This is a genomic window from Sorangium sp. So ce375, assembly GCF_051473855.1.
GTDB lineage: Bacteria > Myxococcota_A > Polyangia > Polyangiales > Polyangiaceae > Sorangium.
The window spans coordinates 12461826-12483231 of record NZ_CP150335.1 but is presented as its reverse complement, the minus strand read 5'-3'; the positions used below and the strand labels follow the sequence as shown (position 1 = coordinate 12483231).

20 protein-coding genes and 1 pseudogene are annotated in these 21406 nt (G+C 70.6%); 12 read left to right on the top strand and 9 right to left on the bottom strand.

What is annotated here, in order from left to right:
* Nucleotides 1–115: 115 nt before the first annotated feature.
* Both WME90_RS46370 and WME90_RS46365 read right to left on the bottom strand, forming a co-directional pair.
* Nucleotides 116–1066, bottom strand: coding sequence for a hypothetical protein (locus WME90_RS46370; protein WP_437278526.1), 951 nt, complete (start codon nt 1064–1066; stop codon nt 116–118).
* A gap of 273 nt (nt 1067–1339) precedes the next feature.
* Complete coding sequence (locus tag WME90_RS46365) at nt 1340–2080, bottom strand: SDR family NAD(P)-dependent oxidoreductase (protein ID WP_437278525.1); 741 nt, start codon at nt 2078–2080, stop codon at nt 1340–1342.
* A gap of 101 nt (nt 2081–2181) precedes the next feature.
* On the opposite strand from WME90_RS46365, the gene WME90_RS46360 reads away from it, so the two are divergent.
* Nucleotides 2182–2799, top strand: coding sequence for a TetR/AcrR family transcriptional regulator (locus tag WME90_RS46360; RefSeq protein ID WP_437283750.1), 618 nt, complete (start codon nt 2182–2184; stop codon nt 2797–2799).
* Between the two features lie 33 nt (nt 2800–2832).
* On the opposite strand, the gene WME90_RS46355 is transcribed toward WME90_RS46360, so the two are convergent.
* Nucleotides 2833–3558: an SDR family oxidoreductase gene (locus WME90_RS46355; RefSeq protein WP_437278524.1), complete on the bottom strand. Its 726-nt coding sequence runs from the start codon at nt 3556–3558 to the stop codon at nt 2833–2835.
* Nucleotides 3559–3626: 68 nt separating this feature from the next.
* Nucleotides 3627–3848, bottom strand: coding sequence for a hypothetical protein (locus tag WME90_RS46350; protein ID WP_437278523.1), 222 nt, complete (start codon nt 3846–3848; stop codon nt 3627–3629).
* A 100-nt stretch (nt 3849–3948) separates the two neighbouring features.
* Between WME90_RS46350 and WME90_RS46345 the strand changes: the two genes are divergently transcribed.
* The 9 genes from WME90_RS46345 to WME90_RS46305 all read left to right on the top strand — a co-directional run bounded on the left by WME90_RS46345 (nt 3949) and on the right by WME90_RS46305 (nt 16355).
* A complete protein-coding gene (locus tag WME90_RS46345; RefSeq protein ID WP_437278522.1) occupies nt 3949–4725 on the top strand; it encodes an ABC transporter ATP-binding protein in 777 nt (258 codons plus the stop codon).
* On the top strand, nt 4722–6761 hold the full coding sequence (locus WME90_RS46340) for a TonB-dependent receptor (protein ID WP_437278521.1): 2040 nt from the start codon (nt 4722–4724) through the stop codon (nt 6759–6761). The genes WME90_RS46345 and WME90_RS46340 overlap by 4 nt, the downstream gene beginning before the upstream one ends.
* Before the next feature lie 39 nt (nt 6762–6800).
* Nucleotides 6801–8234: a DUF3526 domain-containing protein gene (locus WME90_RS46335; RefSeq protein WP_437278520.1), complete on the top strand. Its 1434-nt coding sequence runs from the start codon at nt 6801–6803 to the stop codon at nt 8232–8234.
* Nucleotides 8231–9745 carry a DUF3526 domain-containing protein gene (locus tag WME90_RS46330; protein ID WP_437278519.1) on the top strand — a complete coding sequence of 505 codons (1515 nt, stop codon included), beginning with the start codon at nt 8231–8233 and terminating at the stop codon, nt 9743–9745. The genes WME90_RS46335 and WME90_RS46330 overlap by 4 nt, the downstream gene beginning before the upstream one ends.
* Before the next feature lie 3 nt (nt 9746–9748).
* Nucleotides 9749–10546, top strand: coding sequence for a methyltransferase (locus WME90_RS46325; RefSeq protein ID WP_437278518.1), 798 nt, complete (start codon nt 9749–9751; stop codon nt 10544–10546).
* Nucleotides 10547–10574: 28 nt separating this feature from the next.
* A complete protein-coding gene (locus WME90_RS46320; protein ID WP_437278517.1) occupies nt 10575–11939 on the top strand; it encodes an MATE family efflux transporter in 1365 nt (454 codons plus the stop codon).
* 95 nt (nt 11940–12034) lie between these two features.
* Nucleotides 12035–13840, top strand: a complete 1806-nt coding sequence (gene asnB, locus WME90_RS46315) for an asparagine synthase (glutamine-hydrolyzing) (RefSeq protein WP_437278516.1) — start codon at nt 12035–12037, stop codon at nt 13838–13840.
* A gap of 473 nt (nt 13841–14313) precedes the next feature.
* Complete coding sequence (locus WME90_RS46310) at nt 14314–15150, top strand: nicotianamine synthase family protein (protein WP_437278515.1); 837 nt, start codon at nt 14314–14316, stop codon at nt 15148–15150.
* A gap of 53 nt (nt 15151–15203) precedes the next feature.
* Nucleotides 15204–16355, top strand: coding sequence for a methionine aminotransferase (locus WME90_RS46305; protein WP_437278514.1), 1152 nt, complete (start codon nt 15204–15206; stop codon nt 16353–16355).
* A gap of 20 nt (nt 16356–16375) precedes the next feature.
* On the opposite strand, the gene mtnA is transcribed toward WME90_RS46305, so the two are convergent.
* The 5 genes and pseudogenes from mtnA to WME90_RS46280 form a co-directional block, all read right to left on the bottom strand.
* The gene (gene mtnA / locus WME90_RS46300; RefSeq protein WP_437278513.1) at nt 16376–17482 is read right to left on the bottom strand and encodes an S-methyl-5-thioribose-1-phosphate isomerase; all 1107 of its coding nucleotides are present in this window, start codon (nt 17480–17482) and stop codon (nt 16376–16378) included.
* Nucleotides 17479–17640 (bottom strand): annotated as a pseudogene (locus tag WME90_RS46295) (S-methyl-5'-thioadenosine phosphorylase); the annotation flags it as partial. The pseudogene WME90_RS46295 and the gene mtnA, both read right to left, overlap by 4 nt.
* A 59-nt stretch (nt 17641–17699) precedes the next feature.
* On the bottom strand, nt 17700–18428 hold the full coding sequence (gene mtnC, locus WME90_RS46290) for an acireductone synthase (protein WP_437278512.1): 729 nt from the start codon (nt 18426–18428) through the stop codon (nt 17700–17702).
* Nucleotides 18425–18970, bottom strand: a complete 546-nt coding sequence (locus tag WME90_RS46285) for a 1,2-dihydroxy-3-keto-5-methylthiopentene dioxygenase (protein WP_437278511.1) — start codon at nt 18968–18970, stop codon at nt 18425–18427. The genes mtnC and WME90_RS46285 overlap by 4 nt, the downstream gene beginning before the upstream one ends.
* Complete coding sequence (locus WME90_RS46280; protein WP_437278510.1) at nt 18967–19611, bottom strand: methylthioribulose 1-phosphate dehydratase; 645 nt, start codon at nt 19609–19611, stop codon at nt 18967–18969. Before WME90_RS46280 ends, WME90_RS46285 begins: the two co-directional genes overlap by 4 nt.
* Nucleotides 19612–19869: 258 nt before the next feature.
* Between WME90_RS46280 and WME90_RS46275 the strand changes: the two genes are divergently transcribed.
* Nucleotides 19870–20724 carry an aspartyl/asparaginyl beta-hydroxylase domain-containing protein gene (locus tag WME90_RS46275; protein ID WP_437278509.1) on the top strand — a complete coding sequence of 285 codons (855 nt, stop codon included), beginning with the start codon at nt 19870–19872 and terminating at the stop codon, nt 20722–20724.
* A gap of 198 nt (nt 20725–20922) precedes the next feature.
* On the top strand, nt 20923–21399 hold the full coding sequence (locus tag WME90_RS46270; protein WP_437278508.1) for a hypothetical protein: 477 nt from the start codon (nt 20923–20925) through the stop codon (nt 21397–21399).
* The last annotated feature ends 7 nt before the right edge of the window (nt 21400–21406 follow it).

The following is a 21406-nucleotide window of genomic DNA, read 5'->3' as shown; positions in this document are numbered from 1 at the left end:
CGCGACCGCCCCGACACGCGTCGCATCGAGCGGCGCGACCGCCCCGATACGGGTCGCATCGAGCGGCGCGCCGCTCGGCGGCCACGCGCCCGGTCTCCGCTCCGCTTGCGGGAGCTCACGAGTGGCGAATCGGCTCCGCGAGCCAGCGAACCAGCGCCTCGCCCTCGAGATCGAGCAAGGCATCCTCGACCTCGCACGCGCCGATCGCGCGGGCTCGCTCGAGGATCGAGCGCTCTTCTTCGACCGTCGGCCGTCGCCCGATCCGCCGCGCGAAGAGGCGGCCGAGCAGCTCTACGATCGCCTTCTGCGCTCGTTCCTCACCGCGAAGCTCGCCTCGAAGCTCGCCTCGTCGCTCGGCCTCGATGATCAGCTCCCCGATGATCGGCGTGCGCCGGAGCAACCCCTCTTCCTTGTCCTCCACCATACCGACGAGCTCCTTCCGCAGATTATGCCCCCAGGGATCGATGGCCGCCATCACCAGGAGCGCCGTGTACAGCTCGGCCCGCTCCTCTGCAGCCTTTGCCCCCGCGTGGATCTCTGCGACGACCTCCCGCAGCGCCGCCGCGGTCGCGTCCCGCGCCAGCGGGGTGAACACCAGCCAGAGCACGCTGCCGCGCGCCCGGAGCTCGCCGATCGTGCGCTGGTAGACGGCGTCCACGCGGAAGTGCGTCCCGCTGAACGGCCACCCCGGCCAGGCGGTGCGGCGCTGGCCCGTCGCAGGCAAGCGCCGCTTTCTGCCCGAGAGGACCACGACGACGCTCGCTATCGGCGGCACCGGCTCGTGGGGGGCTTCGAGGCGAAGCGCGGTGAACAGGAAGCCGAGGTATTCGAGGACGCGATCCGGTACGTCGTCACGGAGCGCAAAACAGAACTCGACGTGCAGCACCCGCGGCTCGCCGTCGACCCGCAGGCGAAGCGCCTTGTCGACGCGGCGCTCGATGTTCGTGACCTGGCTGTCGACCCAGCCGAGGATCTCGATGGGACGGCCCTCCGGGATGAAGGCGCGCGCCAGGTCCCCGGGGCGCCTTCGGGCGAGGTGGCGCAAGGTGATGTCCGCGTCTCCCATGCGCGACGCCGCGGCAGATCCCATGCCAGCGAGGCGGCGGCTTCAATTACGGGATACCCGCGTGAGTCATGCACGTCAGGGAGCTGGCGGCGCCATGGCGGGCTGTACGCCGGTCTCGAACCGAGCTGCGATCTCGCCGGCAGACGCCCGCGCCGCGCAATGTCCACAGAAGCGGGTGCCCCTGCGGCGACTCGACGGCGTCGCGCCGTCCCTGCCTGGAGTCGCCCTGATGGCCGCGCGGTCCGCGCCGGGCGCGGGTCGCGCGGTCACTCCTCAAGCCGCGAACCCGCCGTCGACGGCGATCGTCGCGCCGGTGATGAAGCGCCCGCCTTCGCCGGCAAGGTGAGCGACCGTGGCGGCGATGTCGTCGGTGCTGCCGTAATGGCCGAGCGCGAGCATGCTCCGCTGCATATCCGCACCAGCGCCGTTGGCCGGGTTCATGTCCGTGTCGATCGGGCCGGGCTGGACGAGGTTGGCGGTGATGCCGCGCGGCCCGAGATCGCGGGCGAGGCCCTTCGTGAGGCCGACCAGCGCGGCCTTGCTCATGGAGTACAGCGTGATCCCCGGCCCCGGCACCCGGTCGGCGAGGCAGCTGCCCATGCTGATGATGCGCCCGCCAGCGCCCATGTGCCGCGCCGCGGCCTGCGAGGCGAGGAAGACGCCCCGCACATGGATCCCCAGCGTCTTGTCGAGGTCCGCGAGCGTCACGGCGTCGAGCGGCGCCATGATGGCGACGCCGGCGTTGTTGACGAGGATGTCCAGCCGGCCGAGCTCGGCCACCGTCCGCTCGACCGCGCCGACGATCGCAGCCGGATCCGCGGTGTCCGCCGCGATCCCCATCCCCCTCCGGCCCGCCGCCTCGACGTCGGCGATCACCGCCCGCCCCTTGTCCGCGGCGCTCACGTACGTCAGCGCCACATCCGCCCCGCCCCGCGCCAGCCGCCTGACGATCGCCGCGCCAATCCCGCGGCTGCCCCCGGTCACCAGCGCCACCTTGCCTGCAAACTCAGCCATAAGCACCTCTTTTCTGTACAGATCGATACAGAATGTATACTCTGCGCTGTGACCGGTGGTCAATCGGTTTTTTTATCGATCGGCACAGAAAGGTCTCGATGATGGTCGGACGGGGGCGCCCTCGCAGCTTCGATCGGGACGCCGCCTTGCGGCGGGCGATGGAGGTGTTCTGGGAGCGGGGTTACGAGGGCACCTCGCTCAGCGATCTCACGGCCGCGATGGGCATCAACTCGCCGAGCCTCTACGCCGCGTTCGGCTGCAAGGAGGCGCTGTTTCGCGAGGCCGTGGCGCTCTACAGCGAGGTCGAGGGCGCGGCGACGAACCGGGCCATGAGCGACGAGCCGACGGCGCGCAGGGCGGTCGAGGCGATGCTGCGCAACAACGTGGAGGGGTACGTGACCCCGGGCAAGCCGAGCGGCTGCATGGTCGTGCTCGCCGCGACGCTCGGCACGCCGGAGAACGAGCGCGTGCGCGCCTTCCTGGCCGGGTGCCGGCGGGCGGCGCTCGACGCGCTCCGGCGCCGGCTGGATCGCGGCGTCGTCGAGGGCGACGTGCCGGCGGGCACCGACACGGCGGCGCTCGCCGCCTTCTACAGCACCGTGCTCCAGGGCCTCTCCATCCAGGCCCGCGACGGCGCCTCGCGCGAGGCGCTCCAGGCGATCGTCGACTGCGCGATGGCCGCCTGGGAGACGCTGGCGAGGCCGCGCGCCGCTGTCTGAGCGCGCGCGGCGCCGCGCGAGGCGGCCCACGACCTACGTGGCTTCGTTCATCGGCCGCATGACGATCTGCACGATGCGCGAGCGGTCCCGCGGCAGCGCCGCGAGCACCACGGCCTCGGCGACGTCCTCCGCGGTGGAGAAGCCCTGCATGCGCTCCGATCCGGCCGTGCGGCCGTCGCCGAGGGCAAAGTGGGTCTCGACGCCGCCAGGACAGACGGCGCTCACCTTGATTTTGTCCTGCCAGAACTCGCGATCGAGCGCCTGGGTCAAGCCCATCTGCGCGAACTTGGAGGCGCAGTAGATGGCCTCGCTCGGATAGCCCTGCAGGCCGGCGACGCTGGCGACGTTGATGATGTGGCCGCCGCCCTGGCGGCGCATGTGGGGGATGACCTCGCGGCAGAACAGCCATGTCCCCTTCACGTTCGTCGCCATGATGCGGTCGTAGTCCTCCTCCGACCACTCGAGGAAAGGCCGGTAGCCGCCGATGCCCGCGTTGTTGACGAGGATGTCGATTTTCCCGAGCTCGCGGATCGCCCGCTCCACGCACGCGGCGACGGAGGCCGCGCGGGTGACGTCGGCCTCGATCATCAGCGCGCGGCCGCCCGCCGCGCGGATCTCCCGCTCGAGCGCGGAGAGATCCGCCCCGGTGCGCGCCACGCCGACGACGACGGCCCCCTCCCGGCTCAGCGCGAGCGCGCTGGCCCTCCCGATTCCCCTGCTCGCCCCGGTGATGAGCGCGATCTTGTCCTTCAGCCGCACGGTGTCCCCCTCTCTGCCGCGCGCAGGGGAACAGAGCGTCGCCCCCCGCGCCGGCGGGAGGCACGCTATCACGGGCGCGGCCCGCCGGCGTGGCGCCGGTACCCGGCCTCAGGCAGAGCGCCGGCCTCGAGCCAGGCCAGGGCGCGGTCGCCCTCGCTCCCCGGGTTGACCCACACGGCCGTCCGGAGCGCACGGACATGCCGCGAGGCGCCGGTGAACACGCCTCGCGCCGCGTCGCCCAGGGAGAGGGTCGTCCGGTCGACCGCCCGCGCGGCGTCGTCGCGGCACACAGGTTACCGAGATGTAAATGCATCACATTTGCAATTGACTTCCGGTTACACAGATCGCATACGGTGCGCCGCCGGCGGCGATGACCCCGGCGGCCCAGCCATGCTCAAGGCGAACAAGCTTTCGAAGTCTTACGGGGGCGTCCCCGCGCTCGACGCGCTCGATCTAGAGGTCCCTGCCGGAGAGGTGCTCTGTCTCCTCGGCCCCAACGGGGCGGGCAAGACCACCACGCTGAACCTCTTCCTCGGCTTCACGCGGCCTTCCTCCGGCGCCGCGTACGTGGGCCCCGCCCACGTGGAGGCCGATCCGATCGGGGCGCGGCGGCGGATCGCCTACGTCCCTGAGCAGGTGGGGCTCTATCCGCACCTCACCGGCTGCGAGAACCTCGCTTATTTCCTCGGCCTGTCGCGGGCGCGCGCGCCCTCCTCCGCGGAGCTCTCGCGGCTGCTCACGGCGGCCGGGCTGCCCGAGGGCGCCGTTCACCGCCCTGCGAGCGGCTACTCCAAGGGCATGCGGCAGAAGGTCGCCCTCGCCCTCTCTCAGGCGAAGGGCGCCTGCGCCCTGCTCCTCGACGAGCCGACGTCGGGCCTGGATCCGGGCGCCGTCCGCGATCTCTGCAGCGCCATCCGGCGCGAGAGCGACCGCGGCGCCGCCGTGCTGATGGTGACCCACGACCTCGGCGCCGTCGCGAGCATCGCGCACCGGATCGGCATCATGAAGGCCGGCCGGCTCGTCGAGGTCACGCGCGCCGCCGGCGTGTCCGAGGCCGATGTCCTCGCGCTGTACCGCCGGCACTTCGACCCCCCCGGCGACGCAGCGCCCTCTCTCCCCTCGCGCAGCGGCGCGGCCGCCGCTCCCGCGGCCGAGGCCCTGTCATGACCCCGCGCGCGCGCACCTCCGGCCTCGCCACCGCGCTCGCCGCGCTCCTCTCGCTCGACGCCTCCGCCGCGCTCGGACAGGAGGTCCTCGTCATCGGCCAGCGGGTCGGCCCGCTCGACAGCGCCGATGTCGTCGCCTCGGTCGACGTCCTCGGCGGCGAGGAGATCCAGAAGCAGAGCGCGGCCGAGCCGCTCGAGCTGCTCCGGCGCGTGCCGGCGGTCACCATCGAGTCGTTCAACCAGGGGATCATCAACGCCGACGTGGGGCTCCGCGGCTTCAACACGCAGGGCGACGTCGCCCACACGAAGCTCCTCATCGACGGCATCCCCAGCAACCACCACGTCGGCCTCCCCGACATGAAGGCCGTCTTCCCGCTCGAGATCGAGCGCATGGAGGTCGTCAAGGGCACGAACGACCCGCGCTACGGCCTGAACAACGTCGCTGGCAACATCCATGTCATCACCCGGAAGAGGGGCAATGAGCGCGTCGCCCGGCTCCTCGCCGGGAGCTTCTGGACCGTCGAGCCCCAGGCGCTCGTCGCGACCGAGCACGGCGCGCTGAGCCAGACCTATTTCGCCGGCTACCGCGGCTCGGACAACTACCGCGATCACGCGAGGACCGACAAGGTCGCGGGCTCGGCCAAGTGGTTCTACGAGCCGTCCAGGGAGCTCCGGGTCGGGCTCATCCTGCGCGGCATGCTCCTCGACGCCGACGCCCCAGGCTACCTGTCCGCCGAGGACGCGCGCTCGCGCCCCACGGCGTCCCCCGCCCAGTCGGCGACCGACGGCGGCCGGCAGGCGACCCTCCACGCGAGCGTCCACCTGGATCACGAGCTCGGCCGGGGCCTCTCGTGGCAGCTGAAGGGCTACGGGCAGGCGTTCCTGCGGGACCGGTGGGTGAAGTTCGATCCCGACCTCGACCAGCAGCTGCGGGTCGAGGACGATCGGCAGTACGGCGCGATCTCGGTCCTCACGTACCGCACGCGCGACCCCCGGGCGCTCGGCCTCACCGTCGAGTGGGGGGTCGACTACCAGCTTCAGGACAACCGGTACCAGCGCATCCCCACGGTCGCTCGCGAGCGGCGAGGCCCCGCGTTCCGCGACGAGGACTTCATGCTCCACGCCGCCGGCTCCTACGTGCAGGCGAGCGCGAGCCCGATCAAGCCGATCAAGCTCGTCGCCGCGCTGCGGGCCGACCGCCTGGCCGGCGCCGGCAGGTTCCTGGAGCAGCCCGAGGGCGAGGCGCCCCGCATGGTCGACCACGACCTCAACGACTACGGCTTCATCTGGCAGCCGAAGGCGAGCGTCATGGTCACGCCGGCGAAGGGGCAGAGCCTGTATGCCAACTACGGGCGCACGTTCCAGATCGGCACGGGCAAGGGTGCTTATGCCGTCCAGGGCACGCCGCTCGATCCGTCGATCAACGACGGCTGGGAGATCGGCTATCGGTCGAGCGTCTTCCCGTGGATCACGAGCCACCTCGCCTATTGGGAACAGCGCGCGAGCGGCGAGGTGCGGGACAAGGGCGACGGCTCCGGCGACCTGGAGAACGTCGGCGAGACGGTGCGGCGCGGCTTCGACGTCGAGCTCACGCTGCGGCCGCACGATTTCCTCTCGGTGTGGGGCGCGTTCAGCCGCACCTCCTCCGAGCAGGTCGAGCCCGGGCCGGCGCTCGCCGCGAACAAGGGCAAGGAGCTCAACCACGTCCCGAGCTTCAGCGCCAAGGCGGGAGTCGACGTTCACCCCGTGCAGGATCTGCTCGTCTCGCTCTTCTTCTACGCGCAGGGCGATTACTACCTGAACAAGGAGAACTTCACCCCGGAGCACGGCGCGCGGAAGGTCGGCGACTACGTCGCCGTCAACGCGAGCGCGGCCTACGAGGTCGACGAGGCCATCTCGGTCGGCGTCGAGGTGAACAACCTGCTCGACCAGCCCTACGACACGTCCATCTGGTACAAGGACTTCGGCGCCACAGGGGCCCAGCACAACCCGGGCAACGCTCGCTCGGCGTACGTGACTGGCACCTTGCGCTTCTGACGCCGCCGCGGTCCGACGAGCCCATCAGGGAGTCAGCGCATGAGAGCCCTCTCGACAGCGGCGCGGCACGAGGCCATCCGTGCGCTGCGCAACCGCACCGTCCGCATCGCCGCCGCGCTCGTCGCGGCGCTCCTCGTCGCCGCCTTCCTGCTCGAGGCGGCGAGGCACACCCACGAGGCCCGCCAGCGCGCGGCCTTCCAGGAGCTGGTCCATCGCCAGTGGGTCGATCAGCCCGATCGCCACCCGCACCGCGCCGCCCATTACGGCACCTTCGCCTTCCGCGCCCCGAGCCCGCTCGGCTTCTTCGATCCAGGCCTCGAGTCCTTCGCTGGCACGTCGATCTTCCTGGAGCCGCACCAGCGCAACCCGCTGAGCTTCAGCGAGGCCGGGCAGTCGAGCGAGCTCGCGCGCTTCGGGACCCCGAGCGCCGCCTTCGTCCTCCAGGTGCTGCTGCCGCTGCTCATCTTCTGCATGACGTTCGCGAGCGTCGCCGGAGAGCGCGAGTCGGGGACATGGCGCCTCGCCGTCTCCCAGGGCGTCGACGCGCGCGTCCTCGTCGCCGGGAAGGTCCTCGGCGCGCTGCTCGCCGTCGCGCTGTGGCTCGCGCCGCTCCTCGCGCTCGCGCTCGCGGGCGCCCTGCTCACGGGCGTGCTCGACGCGTCCCGGGATACGCTCGTCCGCGCCGCCGTGCTCGCGGGCGGCTACGCCGCTTATCTGACGGCCTGCACGGCGCTCGGCGTGCTCGTCTCGTCGTTCCACCGCCGCGCGCAGGGCGCGCTCCTGACGCTCCTCGGCCTGTGGGTCGCGCTCTGGATCGTCGTACCACGGCTCGCCACGCAGGCCGCGAGCCGCCTCCACCCCACGCCGTCGCGCGCCCAGGTCGAGCTCGACCTCGCGCACGCGATCCGCGAGGTCGGAGACAGCCACGATCCGAGCAACCCCCATTTCCAGGAGCTCCGGCGCCGCACCCTGGCCGAGCACGGCGCGTCGCGCGTCGAGGACCTCCCGGTCAACTACGGCGGCGTGGTGATGCGCGAGGGGGAGAAGGTCACGACGGCGGTGTTCAACGACTACTACACACGCCTGTTCGAGGCGCACCGCGCCCAGGACGCGCTCGCGCTCCGCGCCGGCCTGTTCACGCCGCTGCTCGCGATCCGGTCGTTCTCGATGGGGATCGCCGGCACCGACGCCCACCACCTCGGCGACTTCGAGGAGCAGGCCGAGGCGTACCGCTATGCCTTCATCCAGCACCTGAACCACCTGCACATCACGAAGATCCGCTGGCACAACGACAAGGCGCAGCGGGTCGATCGGGCGGAGTGGAACGAGTTCGACCCCTTCCAGCACAGGAGGCCTCCCGCCGCGTGGGCGCTGTCCCGCGTGACGCCCGCCGGCCTCGCGGTGCTCGCGTGGGCGGCGGCGCTCTCGCTCGCCGTCGCGCTCTTCACCCGCCGCCAGGGAGAGGCGTCATGAGCTCGTTTCTCGCTCGTCTTCTCGCGCGTTTTCCCTCGCGTGCGCGCCTGGAGCTCCGCCAGATGCTCCGCGCGCGGATGGTCCTCGTCGCCGCCGCGCTCCTGCTCGTCGCCGGCGTCGCCGCCATCGTCGACGGCGCGGCCCGCGTCTCCCACGAGCGCGAGGTCATCGCGGCGCTCGAGCCGGCGCTCCGGGAGGAGGAGCGCTACCTCCGCAAGACACACGCGCCGGAGGACGATCTCGGCCTCGTCCTCTACTACCTCGCGATGCCGGTCGCGCACGAGCCGAACGAGTGGACGGCGCTCTCGACCGGCCTGCGCGACGTGCACCCGTACAGCCGTCACCTGCGCTTCATCGGCCTCGTGCCGCAGCTCTACAAGACCGACATCGCCAACCCGCTGAAGCAGCTCTCCGGCACCTTCGATTACGGGTTCGTCCTCATCTTCCTCGTCCCGCTCTTCATCATCGGCGTGAGCTACGATGTCCGCTCGCGCGATGACGACCTCGGCACCGAGGCGCTCGTCTGCTCCCAGCCGACGCGCCTGTCCCGCGTGCTCGCCCTCCGGCTCGCGCTGCGCGCCGGGCTCGTCTCGGCCGTCGCGCTCGCGCTGCTCGCCTTCGCCATCGCCTGGCTCGGCCTCCCGCTCGACGCGCGCGCCGGCGCCTTCACGCTCGCGTCGCTCGCGTACATCGCGCTCTGGTTCGTCCTCGTGTTCCTCGTGGCCTCGCTGCGCCGATCGTCCACGTGGAACGCGATCTCGCTCGTGGGCGTCTGGATCGCCTGGTGCGTCTTGCTCCCCGCGCTCGTCAACCTCGCGATCATCACCGCCTCTCCCGCGCGCGGCGGCGTCGAGCTCACGCTCACGCAGCGGCAGGAGATGAACGCCGGCTGGGACCGGCCGAAGCGCGCGACCCTCGACCCGTTCTTCGCGCGTCGGCCCGAGTGGGCCCAGACCCCTGTACCGGAAGATCGCTTCTCCTGGCCCTGGTATTACGCCATGCACGAGATGGGCGACGCGCACGTCGCCCGACAAATCGAGGACTACCACGCGGCGCTCGCGCGCCGTGAGCAGTGGACCGCGCGGGCCGCGCTCGTCCTGCCGCCGCTCGCGCTGGAGCTCGTGCTCGACCGGATGGCGGGCGCGGACATGGCCACGGAGCTCGCGTTCAGGGACAGCATGGCGGCCTATCACGAGCAGCTCAAGCAGTACTTCTATCCGCTCATCTTCAACTACAGGGGCCTCGCCGCGTTCGACATCGACGACGTCCCGCGCCACCGCGAAGGCGGCGCCCCGCGGCCCTTGCACCTCTCCGGCCTCGCCGGCCTGCTCGGCGTCCTCGCGCTGCTCGGCGCCACGATCCCGCTGGCCGCCCGCCGCATCGACGCGACGCCGTGGCCGGAAGACTCGAGCGCCTCGCGCAAGGGATCTGCCCGGCCGACCGCCGGCCAGGAACCGTCGAGCGAGCCTTACATGCTGCTGACCCGCGACAGGAAAGCACGGGAGACCTGAGCCATGGACAATCGAACGCCGCGGATCGAGGACATTCACGGGCTGACGCTGGACGGTCGCGAGATCGCCGCGCTCGCCGAGCCGCTCCGACGATTCTATCTCTCGCTGCCGCCCATGCTCTCCGCCGAGGAGATCGAGCAGGTCAACCGGGGCACCAAGGTCCTGGGAGGCGATTACGTGTACCGCGGGCTAGAGTTCGCGGTCCCCTCCGGCGTCCTCGTGCCGGGCGGGACGAGCGAGGTGATCTTCGACGCCCTCCACGACGGGCTCGTCGAGACGCAGGGCGCCTCGGTCGTCGTGATGGGGTGCGGGGCGGGCGTCGAGCCCGTCCTCGCGCGGCAGCGCGGCGCCCGCGAGATCTACGCGATGGACATCCATGAAGCGAGCGTCGCGTCGAGCCTCGCGAGCTTCGAGCGGCACACGGGCGCGCGCGACCCCGGGAGGCACCACTTCCTGGTCTCGGATCTCTTCTCCGCACTTCCGCCCGGGCGGCGCGCCGACGTGATCGTCTTCAACCCGCCCGCGAACCCGCTGCGCTCCGACGATCCCTATCTCACGCGGGTCAATTTCTCGGGCTCCGCGATCATGGTGCGCTTCTTCGACGAGATCGCCTCTCGAGAGCTGCTCGCGCCGGGGGGAGAGGTCATCACCGTGCTCTCGAACGCAAGCAACCTCCAGGGCATCACGGGGCACGCGATCCGCAGGGGCTTCAGGCCCGAGCTCCTGAGGCGGAAGACCTGGTCCGCTCCCTACGACAAGATCCTGACACACCTCCTCTCCTTCTCGTTGGATTCACGCTGAACCTCACGTTGTGACGAGAGCTTGACCGATGGCCCAGCACCGCACGCAGCCCCACCAGGAGGCATTGAGCTTCGGATCGTACTGGAAGCTCGCCCTCCCCCTGACCCTCGCTGGCCTGTCGGGGCCCATCATGAACGCCACCGACACCGCCGTCATGGGGCACTTCGGCGACGCGGCCACGATGGGTGGAGTCGCCGTCGGCAGCCAGATCTTCAACACCCTTTACTGGCTCCTCGGCTTCTTCCGGACGAGCACGAGCGGCTTCACTGCCCAGGCGCGCGGCGCCGAAGATCGCCAGGAGGCCACGTTGCAGCTATTTCGTCCGCTGGTCTCCGCGGGCCTGGTCGGCTGCGTCTTCGTGCTGCTGCAGGGCCCCCTCGGGGCCGCCGGCATCGATTTGATGGGGGCCCACGGACAGGTCGCGTCCCACGCGGCGGCCTATTACGAGGCGCGCATCTGGGGGGCTCCCGCAGTGCTGATGGGCTACGTGGTCGCGGGCTGGCTCATCGGCATGGCCGAGGTGCGTTGGGTGACGCTGCTCTATATCGGGATGGATCTGCTCAACCTGGCCCTCACCGTCACCTTCGTCACGGCGCTCGACCTCGGGGTGAGCGGCGTCGCCTGGGCCACCGTGCTGGCCGAGGTGACCAAAGTCGTCGTCGGAATCCTGGTGATCTGGCGCAAGGGCCACCTGCGCGGAGTCCCGATAAGGTGGCAGCACCTCGCCGATCTCCGCGCCATCACCCGCATGTGGCGCGTGAACGGCGATGTCCTCGTGCGCACGACCTGCCTGCTCGGCGTCTTCGGCTGGATCACCCGCCAGAGCGCGCTCCTCGGCCCCGAGGTCCTGGCCGTCAACGCGATCCTGATGCACATGCAGCTCGTCATCTCCACCGGGCTGGGCGGGCTCGGGAACACCGCGGGCATGCTCGTAGGCCAGGCGATAGGGGCCCAGTCCCAGGAGCGCTTCCACGGCACGATCCGGCTCTCGTTCTGGACGGCATCGCTGTCCGCGCTCGCCATCAGCCTCGCGTGCCTCGCCGCGCAGCCGGCCATCCTGGGGCTGTTCACGCCGCTGGAATCGATCGCGCAGATGACGGGCCGCTACTTCATCTGGATGGTCCTGTTCCCGGTCGCGATCTTCTGGAGCATGATCCTCGAGTGCGTCTTCACGGGCGCGACGCGGGCCGGCCCCGTCCGCAACTCGCTGCTCGCGGCCACCCTGGTCTTCTTCGCCACCTGGCCTGTCGCCTCGGCCCGCTGGGGCAACCACGGGCTCTGGATGGCCTTCGTCCTGTTCAGCCTGACGCGCTCCGTCTATCTCCACCTGGCGCTCCCGAGGCTCCTGCCCCTGGCGTTCCCGGCGCGCCGTCGGGAGCCCGTCATCGCCTGACGCGCGCCTCTGGGCCGCGCTCCGCGTCACGTCACTTCACGTCACTTCACGTCACTTCACGTCACGTTCCGGTCCCAGCTCCAGGAGAGTGCTCGATGTGTTCGATCGCTGGCATCTTCAACAAGAAGCGGCCCATCGGCGCCGCGCAGCACGACGAGATGGCGTCGCTCCTCGAGGCGATGCACCACCGCGGGCCGGACGCGCGGGGCAGCCTGCAATGCGCGAGCTGGGCTCTCCTCGGCAGCAACCGGCTGCGCATCACCGACGCCGGGAACCCCGGCGCGGACATGCCGCTCACCTCGGACGATCAGCGCCTCGCCATCGTCTTCAACGGCGAGATCTACAACCACCGCGACCTGCGCGCGCGGCTGTCGGGGTTCCCGTTCAAAACCGCCTCGGACACCGAGGTCATCATCGCGGCGTACGATGCCTGGGGGCTCGCCTGCGTGGAGCAGCTCGAGGGCATGTTCGCCTTCGCCCTGTTCGACAGCGCGACGCAGACGGGGCTCATCGCCTGCGATCCCACCGGACAGAAGACCGTTTACCTGTGGGAGGACGACGACGCCCTCGTCTTCGCCTCGGAGATCGACCCGCTCATCAAGGACCCCTACCGCAAAAAGGACTGGGACCTCGACGGCCTCGCGGAGTTCACCGCGCACCGCTTCATCCTGGGCAGCGCCACACACGTCCGGCAGATCCGCAAGCTCGAGTCCGGCACCTGGCTGACCAGGACGCCCGAGCGGCAAGAGACGGGGCGCTTCTACCGGATCCCGCGCGGCGACCTGGCGAGGACCGACGTCCCCGCGATCCGGCAGGACATCAGGGACGCGGTCATCGACGGATGCCGCAGGACGTTTGACCTGGAGGTCCCCTACGGTCTCCTGCTGAGCGGCGGCATCGACTCCACGGCGGTCCTCTCGGCGGCCCGCCGCGCCGGCCTGCCGATGAGGACGTTCTCCATCGGCTTTCAGCCGACGGGTCAGCTCCTCCCGAGGAGCACCAGCGTCTTTGACGAGTTCGCCTATTCGAGAGCGCTCGCGCGCGAGCACGCCACGCAGCACACCGAGATCACCCTGTCGGACACCGACTACTGCGCTTACCTCGACCGGTGGATCGAGACCGCCGGGGAGCCGCTCGGGTCTCAGGAGGCGCCCTGCCTCATCCGGCTCTTCGAGGAGGCAGGGCGAGAGACGCGCGTGATCTTCTCCGGGAGCGGGCCTGACGAGATCTTCGACGGGTACTCCTATGGCCGGGCGATGGCGGACGTGCCCCTCCCCGAGCTCGCCGAGCGCTACTTCGCCACCTTTCACTGGTCCGGCAAGACCGACCTGAGGCAGCTCATGCCGCACCACGACGCCGCGCGCCTGACGACCCGAAAATACCGCCAGATCCTCTCGCTCTACAGCGACTGGCCGCTCGACAGCCTGCAGGCCGTCCAGCTCCTGCACTTCCACGGCCGGCTCGTCGTCTACGAGTTCCGGCAGATGGACCTCATCAGCATGCGCCACAGCGTCGAGGCCCGTTCGCCCCTCGCCAGCACCGAGCTCGCCCGCGTCGCCTTCGATTTCCAGAGCAAGCTGAAGCAGCAGGGCGGCTCCGAGAAGGGAATCTACAAGCACGCCCTCGTCGATCTCGTGCCCCCGGTGATCGCCTCGCGCAAGAAGCAAGGGTTCCCCATCCCCGCGGAGATGTGGTTCTCGAGGCCGTTCGCGGACAGGGCCGCCATCCTCTTCGACCAGGGCTGCGTGCTGAGCAGCGCCGGCCTCGTCGACCCGAACTACTTGAGAAGGCTCTGGGAGGATCCGGACCCGGCCACCCGCAACCTGTTCTCCCGCCTGTACACGGCCGAGGGCATCCTCCGGCGCCAGGCGCCGCACCTCGCGCCGTCGCGGGCCGCCTGATCCCAGGCGCAGCAGGACGGGAAATGACAGCCTTGGCGCAGCGCTCGCGCCCACTAAATGCAACTCATTTGCAATTGACATTTAGTTTCCAATGACGCATAAGTGGCCTGCCAGCGTCGGCGAGCTCGCCGGCGGTCCCGTCATGCTCGCGACACAGCGGCCTCCGGAGCCGCGCGGAGAAGCCCTCGCGCGCGGCGCGCCTGGCCTCGAGATCAGACGGCACGCCCGGCGAGATCGCGCCTGATCTCCCGCCATCCCCGGTGGGCCCTCCGGCGCCACCGCTCGCGCTCCCTGCCACCTGTCGGTCGCGGCGCCGTGAATTCGAAGGGGGCACGTTGCTCAGGAAGGGGGTCCTCATGGAGTCGATGGTCGAGCCGCTCGCGAGCCCTCTTCCCGGACCATCGAGGGGAGCGCCGCTCCCTTGGCCTGGCACACCGATCCTGACGAACGGCTCCGCTGATCTGGAGGACCTCATGAACACGGTCATCGATTCTTCGCTTCCGACACGCATTCACCGCATCTACCAAGAGCTCGCGACCCTGGGCTCCCTCGAGCCGAGCCAGCGGGTGAACCACCTGTTCAGCGAGCTCGTGAGCATCTCCATGTCGCGCTCGCGCGGCGAGGCCGACGTGGTGCTCGGAGATCCCGCCGTGAGCGCGATCCGGGAGGGCCTGTGGCGCATCTGCTCGCGCGGCGAGTACGAGCTGGAGCGCCACTGGACGCGGCGCATCGCCGCCGCGGACGACCCGGCGGCCGAGCTCCGGAGCTTCCCGTACGCCGTGAATTACGAGAAGCTGACCCGGCTCGAGCTCTCCGGCCTGCTGGGCGTGCGCGACGAGCCGCCGCGGCGCGTGCTGTTCATCGGCGCCGGTCCGCTTCCCTTCACCTCGATCCTGCTCGCCGAGCGCCTCGGCTTCCCGGTCAGCAACATCGACGTCGACGAGGAGGCGTGCGCCGACGCCCGCGCGCTCGCGCGCCGGCTCGGGCTCTCGGAGAAGCTCAGGTTCATCTGCGCCGACGCCCTGGCCTGCTCCGACCTCTCGGAGTTCGACTGCGTGTTCCTCGCCGCGCTCGTCGGCATGAATCGGCGCGAGAAGACCCGGCTGCTCCACCACCTCCACGGGGTGATGCGCCCGGGCGCGCTGCTCCTCGTCCGCAGCTCGCAGCGACTACGCACGCTGCTCTACCCCGAGGTCGACATCCATGGAATGGCGCCTTTCGAGCCGCTCCTGGAGATCCATCCGCACGACGAGGTGATCAACTCGGTCATCATCGCGGAGCGGCCGGGGCACGACCGGATCGCCGGCTGAAGCGGTGACATGCTAAGGTCCCGGCCTGTCAGGATCTGGCCGAGGAGCCCATCATGTTCAACCCTGCGATCCCATCGAAGCTGCCGTCGACCGGCGTCAGCATCTTCACGGTGATGACGCGCCTCGCGAACGAGCACGGCGCCATCAACCTGTCGCAGGGCTTCCCGGATTTCGACTGCGCGCCAGAGCTGGTCGAGACGGTCGCCCGCCACATGCGCGCCGGCCACAACCAGTATGCCCCCATGCAGGGCGTGCTGGCCTTGCGCGAGGCTCTCTCCACGAAGATCGAGCGGATCTACGGCCGCCGCTACGACCCGACGACCGAGATCACGATCACCTCGGGGGCGACCGAGGGCATCTTCAGCACGCTGACCGCGTTCGTCCGGCCCGGGGACGAGGTCATCCTTTTCCAGCCTTGCTACGACTCGTACGCGCCGGCCGTGCTGCTGAACGGCGGCACGCCCGTGTTCGTCACGCTCCGCTTTCCGGACTACCGCGTCGACTGGGACGAGGTGCGGCGCGCGATCACGCCGCGGACCCGGCTCCTGCTCATCAACTCGCCGCACAACCCGACCGGAACGATGCTGTCGGCCGACGACATGCGCGAGCTCGCGCGGGTGCTGGAAGGGACCGACGCCCTCGTCGTCGGCGACGAGGTGTACGAGCACATCCTCTTCGACGGGCGCCGGCACGAGAGCCTCGCGCGGTATCCGGAGCTGGCCGACCGCTCCGTGGTCATCAGCTCGTTCGGGAAGACGTACCACACGACCGGGTGGAAGGTCGGCTACTGCGCGGCGCCGCAGCCGCTCTCGGCCGAGATCCAGCGGGTGCATCAGTTCGTGACCTTCGCGGTGAACGCGGCCATCCAGCTCGCATATGCCGAGGTCGTGGCGCACGATCCGCTCGCCGCCGATCTCGCCCCCTTCTACCAGGCAAAGCGCGACCGGTTCCTGAAGCTCATCGAGGGCTCGCGGCTGCGCCCCCTGCCGTGCGAAGGCACGTATTTCCAGCTCGTTGACTATTCCGAGATCACGACGGAGCGAGACGCCGATTTCGCGCTGCGCCTCATCCGCGAGCACGGCGTCGCCTCGATCCCGATCTCCCCGTTCCTGTCCGGCGTGGAGCCCGGGCCCGTCCTGCGGTTCTGCTTCGCCAAGCGGGACGAGACGCTCGAGCGCGCGGCGGAGCGGCTGCGCCGGGTCTGAGGCGCGGCGCCCCGCGCCCCTCAGGCGCCCGCGCGCGCCCGCTCCGGGAAGAGCGACAGCAGCCCGCCCGACGAGGCCTCGCACACCCCGCGCTCGGTGATGAGCGCCGTGACCAGCCTCGCGGGCGTCACGTCGAAGGCGTGGTTGGCCGCCGGGCTGCCCGGCGGGGTGATACGCACCGTCGCCAGCGCGCCGGAGGGCAACCGCCCTGCGACGTCGCAGAGCTCCGAGGGGTCCCGCTCCTCGATAGGGATCTCGCGCACGCCGTCGTGAAGGGCCCAGTCGATGGTCGGCGACGGGAGCGCCACGTAGAAGGGCACGTCATTGTCCCTGGCCGCGAGCGCCTTCAGGTAAGTGCCGATCTTGTTCGCCACGTCGCCGCGGGCCGTCGTGCGGTCTGTGCCCACGATGCACAGGTCCACCAGGCCATGCTGCATGAGGTGGCCCCCCGCGTTGTCGGCGATGACGGTGTGCGGCACGCCGTGCTGGCCCAGCTCCCACGCCGTCAGGCCGGCGCCCTGGTTCCGCGGCCGCGTCTCGTCCACCCAGACGTGCACGGGGATGCCCGCGTCGTGCGCCATGTAGATCGGCGAGAGCGCCGTGCCCCAGTCCACGGTGGCCAGCCACCCCGCATTGCAGTGGGTGAGCACGTTCACGGGCCCCGCGCGCCCTCTGCGCTCGCAGACCTCCTGGAGGAGCCTCAGCCCGTGCTCGCCGATCGCGCGGTTGATGGCGACATCCTCATCGCACAGCGCCGCCGCGCGCCGGTAAGCGGCGGCCACGCGCTCGGGCGGCGGCAGCGGCGCCACGGAGCGCCGCACCTCGTCGAGCGCCCACCGCAGGTTCACCGCCGTGGGGCGCGCGCCGACGAGCAGCGCGTACGCCTGCTCCAGCGCCCCATCGGACGCATCCTGCCGCAGCGCGAGGCACACCCCGTAGGCGGCCGTGGCGCCGATGAGGGGCGCTCCGCGCACCAGCATGCCGCGGATCGCGCGCGCGGCGTCGCCCGCCGTGGCCAGCCGCACCGTCGCGAAGTGGTGCGGCAGCCGGGTCTGGTCGATGACACCGATGGACCAGCCGTCGGCCTCGACCCAGATGGATCGCATCGGCTTGCCAAGGACCTTCATCGGCGCAGCACCCGGCCGGCCACCGCGTAGAGCCGCTCGACGAGCGCGGGATCGCGCGCCTCCGGGGCGGTGACGATCGCGCTGTCCAACGCCGTCTGGCAGCCGTGGCGGCAGGGGCCCTGGTGGCTGCCGAGGAGCGGCGCCACGTTCCTCACCAACGCGCGCCCTGTCCGCGTTGCGCTGCAGCACGGAGAGTCAATGCTCTGCTCTGTTCGACTCACGCTATTGGGCCATCCATCCGCTCGCTGCGCGGGAGCGCGGACGGATCGAGGCGTTCGAAGCTCGTGAACACGGGGTGGCCGTGCCCAGGGGTGATGGGCGCCTCGCCCCGATCCAGGCACGCGGTGCGCAGCCCGGCGTCGCGGGCCGCGCGGAGCTCGGCCACGCTGTCCGACAGGAAGAGGATGCCTGCAGGCAGCAGATCGAGCTCCCGGGCGATGAGGGCATACGACCGAGGCTCCACCTTCGGGCCGGTCGTGGTGTCGAAGTAGCCGGAGAACAGCGGTGTCAGGTCGCCGTGGGCCGTGTGGCCGAACAGCAGCTTTTGCGCAGCGATCGAGCCGGACGAGTAGACGTACAGGCGGAGCCCGCGCGCGTGCCAGGCCCGCAGGGCCGCCGCCGCGTCCGCGTGGACGTGCCCTGTGAGCTCGCCCCGCGCGTAGCCCTCGGCCCAGAGGAGCCCCTGCAGCGCCTTGAGCGGCGTGACCTTGCGGTCCTCGTCCATCCAGCCCAGCAAGAGCGCCACGGTGCCCTCGTCGCCCGGCGCCACGTCGCCGGCGAGCGCCCGCGCCTCGTCGAGGTGCCGGCGCACCGCCGGGTCGTCCCGGCGCGACGCCACGAAGGCAGGGAGGCGCTGCCGGGCGAAGGGGAAGAGGACCTCCTTCACGAAGGCGATGGAGCTCGTCGTCCCCTCGATGTCGGTGACGACCGCGCGCACCGCGCTCACGGCGCGTACCTGGGGAACCGGTCCGCGATGTCGCTCCCCGTGAAGTTACCCACCCAGCCCTCCGGACGCTCGAAGAAGCGGATCGCCGTGAACAGGGGCCGAGATCCCATGTCGAACCAGTGCCGCATCTCGGCGGGCACGCTGATGAGATCGCCGCGCGTACACACGATCTGGAGCACCCGCTGCCCGGCGTGGAGGTAGAAGCAGCCGCTGCCCTCCACCAGGATACGGGACTCGTCCTCGGTGTGCGTGTGCTCGGACAGGAACTTCTTCCGCGCCTGCTCCGCGTTCGGCGCGTCCGGCCTCATGCGCACCACGTCCACGATCTCGTAGCCGTGCGCCGCGCGCTCGACCTCCACCACGTGGCGGTAGGCGGCGAGCACCTCCTCCTGGCCGGCGCCGTCCGGCAGCGGAATGGAAGCGTCGACGCGCTCGAAGCGGACGCCGACGGCGCCGAGCTCGCGGCAGATGTCGTCGAGATCGGTGTACACACCCGACGGCTGGTCCGGCTGGTCCTCAGGATAGATGGTCAGGTGACTCATCGAAAGAGCCTCATCTTTTCGAGCTCGCAGGTGAGCAGGTGTTCCAGCGCCACCGTGTGGCGGCGCGCCTCGCGCACGGATCGGCCCCAGGCATAGAGCCCGTGACCCGCGATGAGGTAGCCCACCGCCTCCGGGCGGCGGGCCAGCTCCGCGGACACGCGCTCGGCGAGCCGGGGGACGTCCTGGTCGTTTGAAAAGACGGGGATCACGACGGTCGCCTCGTGGGTGCGCGTGTCGCCCAGCGCCTTGAGCAGCTCGAGGCCGCGCAGCGCGATCGCCCCCTCGGGCTCGCGCAGCGAGGACAGGAGCGCGCTGACCACCGAGTGGGTGTGCAGCACGGCGCCCACCTCGGGGCGCTCGCGATAAAGGTGGAGGTGCAGCGGCGTCTCCGCCGACGAGCCCGGCGGCGGCGGCGCGTGAATGTCTGCCGCCAGGATCTCGGCCTCGGTCAGCTCACCCTTGTCCACGCCCGAGCGCGTGACAGCCGCGGTCCACGCGTCCAGCCGGCGCGAGAAATTGCCGCTCGTCGCCGGCACGAACCCGCGCAAGCTCAAGAAACGACCCACCTCCACGAGCTCCCACGCTGCCTCGGCCAGGGCGGACGAGGCCGGGGAGGCGGCCAGGGCAGAAGCTGCCGACATGCTCACCTGTCCTCTCCTCGGCCTCCATGTACAACGGGACCCAAGAAAACGCAACTCGTTTGCATTTATTCTTCGCCGCTCGAACATCTTCACTGTGTGCGCTTGATTCATTTTGCAATTAAGTTGCTGTAGTAGTAACAGCGGCGCGCCCGGGATGACGCCAGTTCGCCGCGGCGCGCGCCGCAGCGGCCTATCCACGTGGACAGGCGTGGCTCGCCCGTCACCCCCTTCCGCCGGGCTCCGCCGAATGGAGGCTTCATGCTGAAGTACACGTCCCAGCTCCGAGAGATCCCCCGCGACGTCGTAGGCGGCATGCTCGACGACGTGGCGCGCGCCGACATCCCGTGGACCGAGAACTACTCGCGGTATCAATCCGGCGGGTGGAAGACGGCCGCGCTCTACAACGCGAGCGGAGACTCGCAGGAGAACGATCTCGCCGACTGCACGCCCGTCCCCACCGAGGTCGTCCTGCAGCTGCCCCGGGTCCGCGCCTTCATCGAGGGGTCAGGCCTCCAGCTGATGTGGGTCAGGCTCCTGCGGCTCGATCCCGACGCGTTCCTGTGGGAGCACACCGACTACGGGGCTCACAACCTGAGCCGCGTCCCCAGGCTGCGGCTGCACGTTCCCCTGAAGACCAACCCGGACGCGCTCATCGTCCTGCCGTCGCGCTCGGTCCACATGAAGAGCGGCTTTCTCTGGAAGCTGTCTCCTCACCAGACGCGCCATGGCGCCTGCAACCGCGGCTCGGAGGTCCGTATCCACCTGATCCTCGACTGCTACATGAGCGGAGCGCTGGAAGCGCTCGTCTCCCGGGAGTTCCTCGATCCGGACGCGCTGAGGGACAAGCCGCGTCTCTCGGAGGAGCGCTTCGCGGAGCTCTGCCGCGCCGCGGACGCGCTGGTGGGCGGCGGCCGCCAGGGCGCCGCAGAGGACCTGTTCCGGAAGGCGTTCCACGATCACGACCTGGGCTCCCTGTCGAGCTACGACCTGCTCGCGCGCTATCACGAGGAGCGCGGCGACGCCGCCCGGCGGGATCACTGGTTGAACGAGAAGATCACCTTCCTGAACCTCAACGTGCCAGGACATCCGTTCTATCAGCACGCCCAGGCGTGAGGCCTGCCATCAAGGAGGGGAGCTCGAGGAGGAAGGCGCATCTGCCGCCGCCCAGGCTCATCCACATCGGCCAGCGCGCGCGCCGCCGGCGGCGCCGGAAGCGGGGGATGCGCCCGATTGCCAGCGAGGGCGGACCTTCATACGATGATCATGTTGCAGGCTCGGGGGGGCTCCGCGCTTCGACGAAAACGGCGGACAATGCTCGGTATCAACCACGCACAGACCGGCGCGCTGGAGGACCGCTCGCCAGGCGGCTCCGAGGCGCGCCCTTCGGCCCGTCGGGAGCGGGAGCGGCTCTCCGGCGCGCGGGACGCCGCCGGGCCGGGCGAGGGCCGCACCAGGCCGGCCCCCGCGCGGCGCTGCGTCACGGCGCGCGCCGTCCGCTCCGACATGTTGCTCGTGCTGCTCGCCGCGCTCGCCGCGCTCGCCGCGGGCGGCGCCCTCGGGTGCGGACACGCCTGCAACTACGGCTTCTCGCCGTGCCCGGCGGTGTCCCCCGCGACCACCGCGCCGGGCTCGAGGGGCGCGCAGGGTACCTGCCCGACCGAGTATCGCCCGATGTGCTCCAACATCCGCTGCGTAACCGACAAGAACGGCTGCCAGATCTGCGATTGTGTGGAGACCGGGGCGGCCCCGCTCCACCCGCGCGACGTGCAGCCGCCGGACGGACGGTGATCGCAGC

Coding starts and splice junctions, on each gene's coding strand:
- WME90_RS46340 (WP_437278521.1), top strand. CDS start 4,722: ATGACCCCGCGCGCGCGCACCTCCGGCCTCGCCACCGCGCTCGCCGCG.
- asnB (WP_437278516.1), top strand. CDS start 12,035: ATGTGTTCGATCGCTGGCATCTTCAACAAGAAGCGGCCCATCGGCGCC.
- WME90_RS46310 (WP_437278515.1), top strand. CDS start 14,314: ATGAACACGGTCATCGATTCTTCGCTTCCGACACGCATTCACCGCATC.
- WME90_RS46335 (WP_437278520.1), top strand. CDS start 6,801: ATGAGAGCCCTCTCGACAGCGGCGCGGCACGAGGCCATCCGTGCGCTG.
- WME90_RS46330 (WP_437278519.1), top strand. CDS start 8,231: ATGAGCTCGTTTCTCGCTCGTCTTCTCGCGCGTTTTCCCTCGCGTGCG.
- WME90_RS46370 (WP_437278526.1), bottom strand. CDS start 1,066: ATGGGAGACGCGGACATCACCTTGCGCCACCTCGCCCGAAGGCGCCCC.
- mtnA (WP_437278513.1), bottom strand. CDS start 17,482: ATGAAGGTCCTTGGCAAGCCGATGCGATCCATCTGGGTCGAGGCCGAC.
- WME90_RS46285 (WP_437278511.1), bottom strand. CDS start 18,970: ATGAGTCACCTGACCATCTATCCTGAGGACCAGCCGGACCAGCCGTCG.
- WME90_RS46305 (WP_437278514.1), top strand. CDS start 15,204: ATGTTCAACCCTGCGATCCCATCGAAGCTGCCGTCGACCGGCGTCAGC.
- WME90_RS46275 (WP_437278509.1), top strand. CDS start 19,870: ATGCTGAAGTACACGTCCCAGCTCCGAGAGATCCCCCGCGACGTCGTA.
- WME90_RS46280 (WP_437278510.1), bottom strand. CDS start 19,611: ATGTCGGCAGCTTCTGCCCTGGCCGCCTCCCCGGCCTCGTCCGCCCTG.
- WME90_RS46320 (WP_437278517.1), top strand. CDS start 10,575: ATGGCCCAGCACCGCACGCAGCCCCACCAGGAGGCATTGAGCTTCGGA.
- WME90_RS46360 (WP_437283750.1), top strand. CDS start 2,182: ATGGTCGGACGGGGGCGCCCTCGCAGCTTCGATCGGGACGCCGCCTTG.
- WME90_RS46365 (WP_437278525.1), bottom strand. CDS start 2,080: ATGGCTGAGTTTGCAGGCAAGGTGGCGCTGGTGACCGGGGGCAGCCGC.
- WME90_RS46325 (WP_437278518.1), top strand. CDS start 9,749: ATGGACAATCGAACGCCGCGGATCGAGGACATTCACGGGCTGACGCTG.
- WME90_RS46345 (WP_437278522.1), top strand. CDS start 3,949: ATGCTCAAGGCGAACAAGCTTTCGAAGTCTTACGGGGGCGTCCCCGCG.
- WME90_RS46270 (WP_437278508.1), top strand. CDS start 20,923: ATGCTCGGTATCAACCACGCACAGACCGGCGCGCTGGAGGACCGCTCG.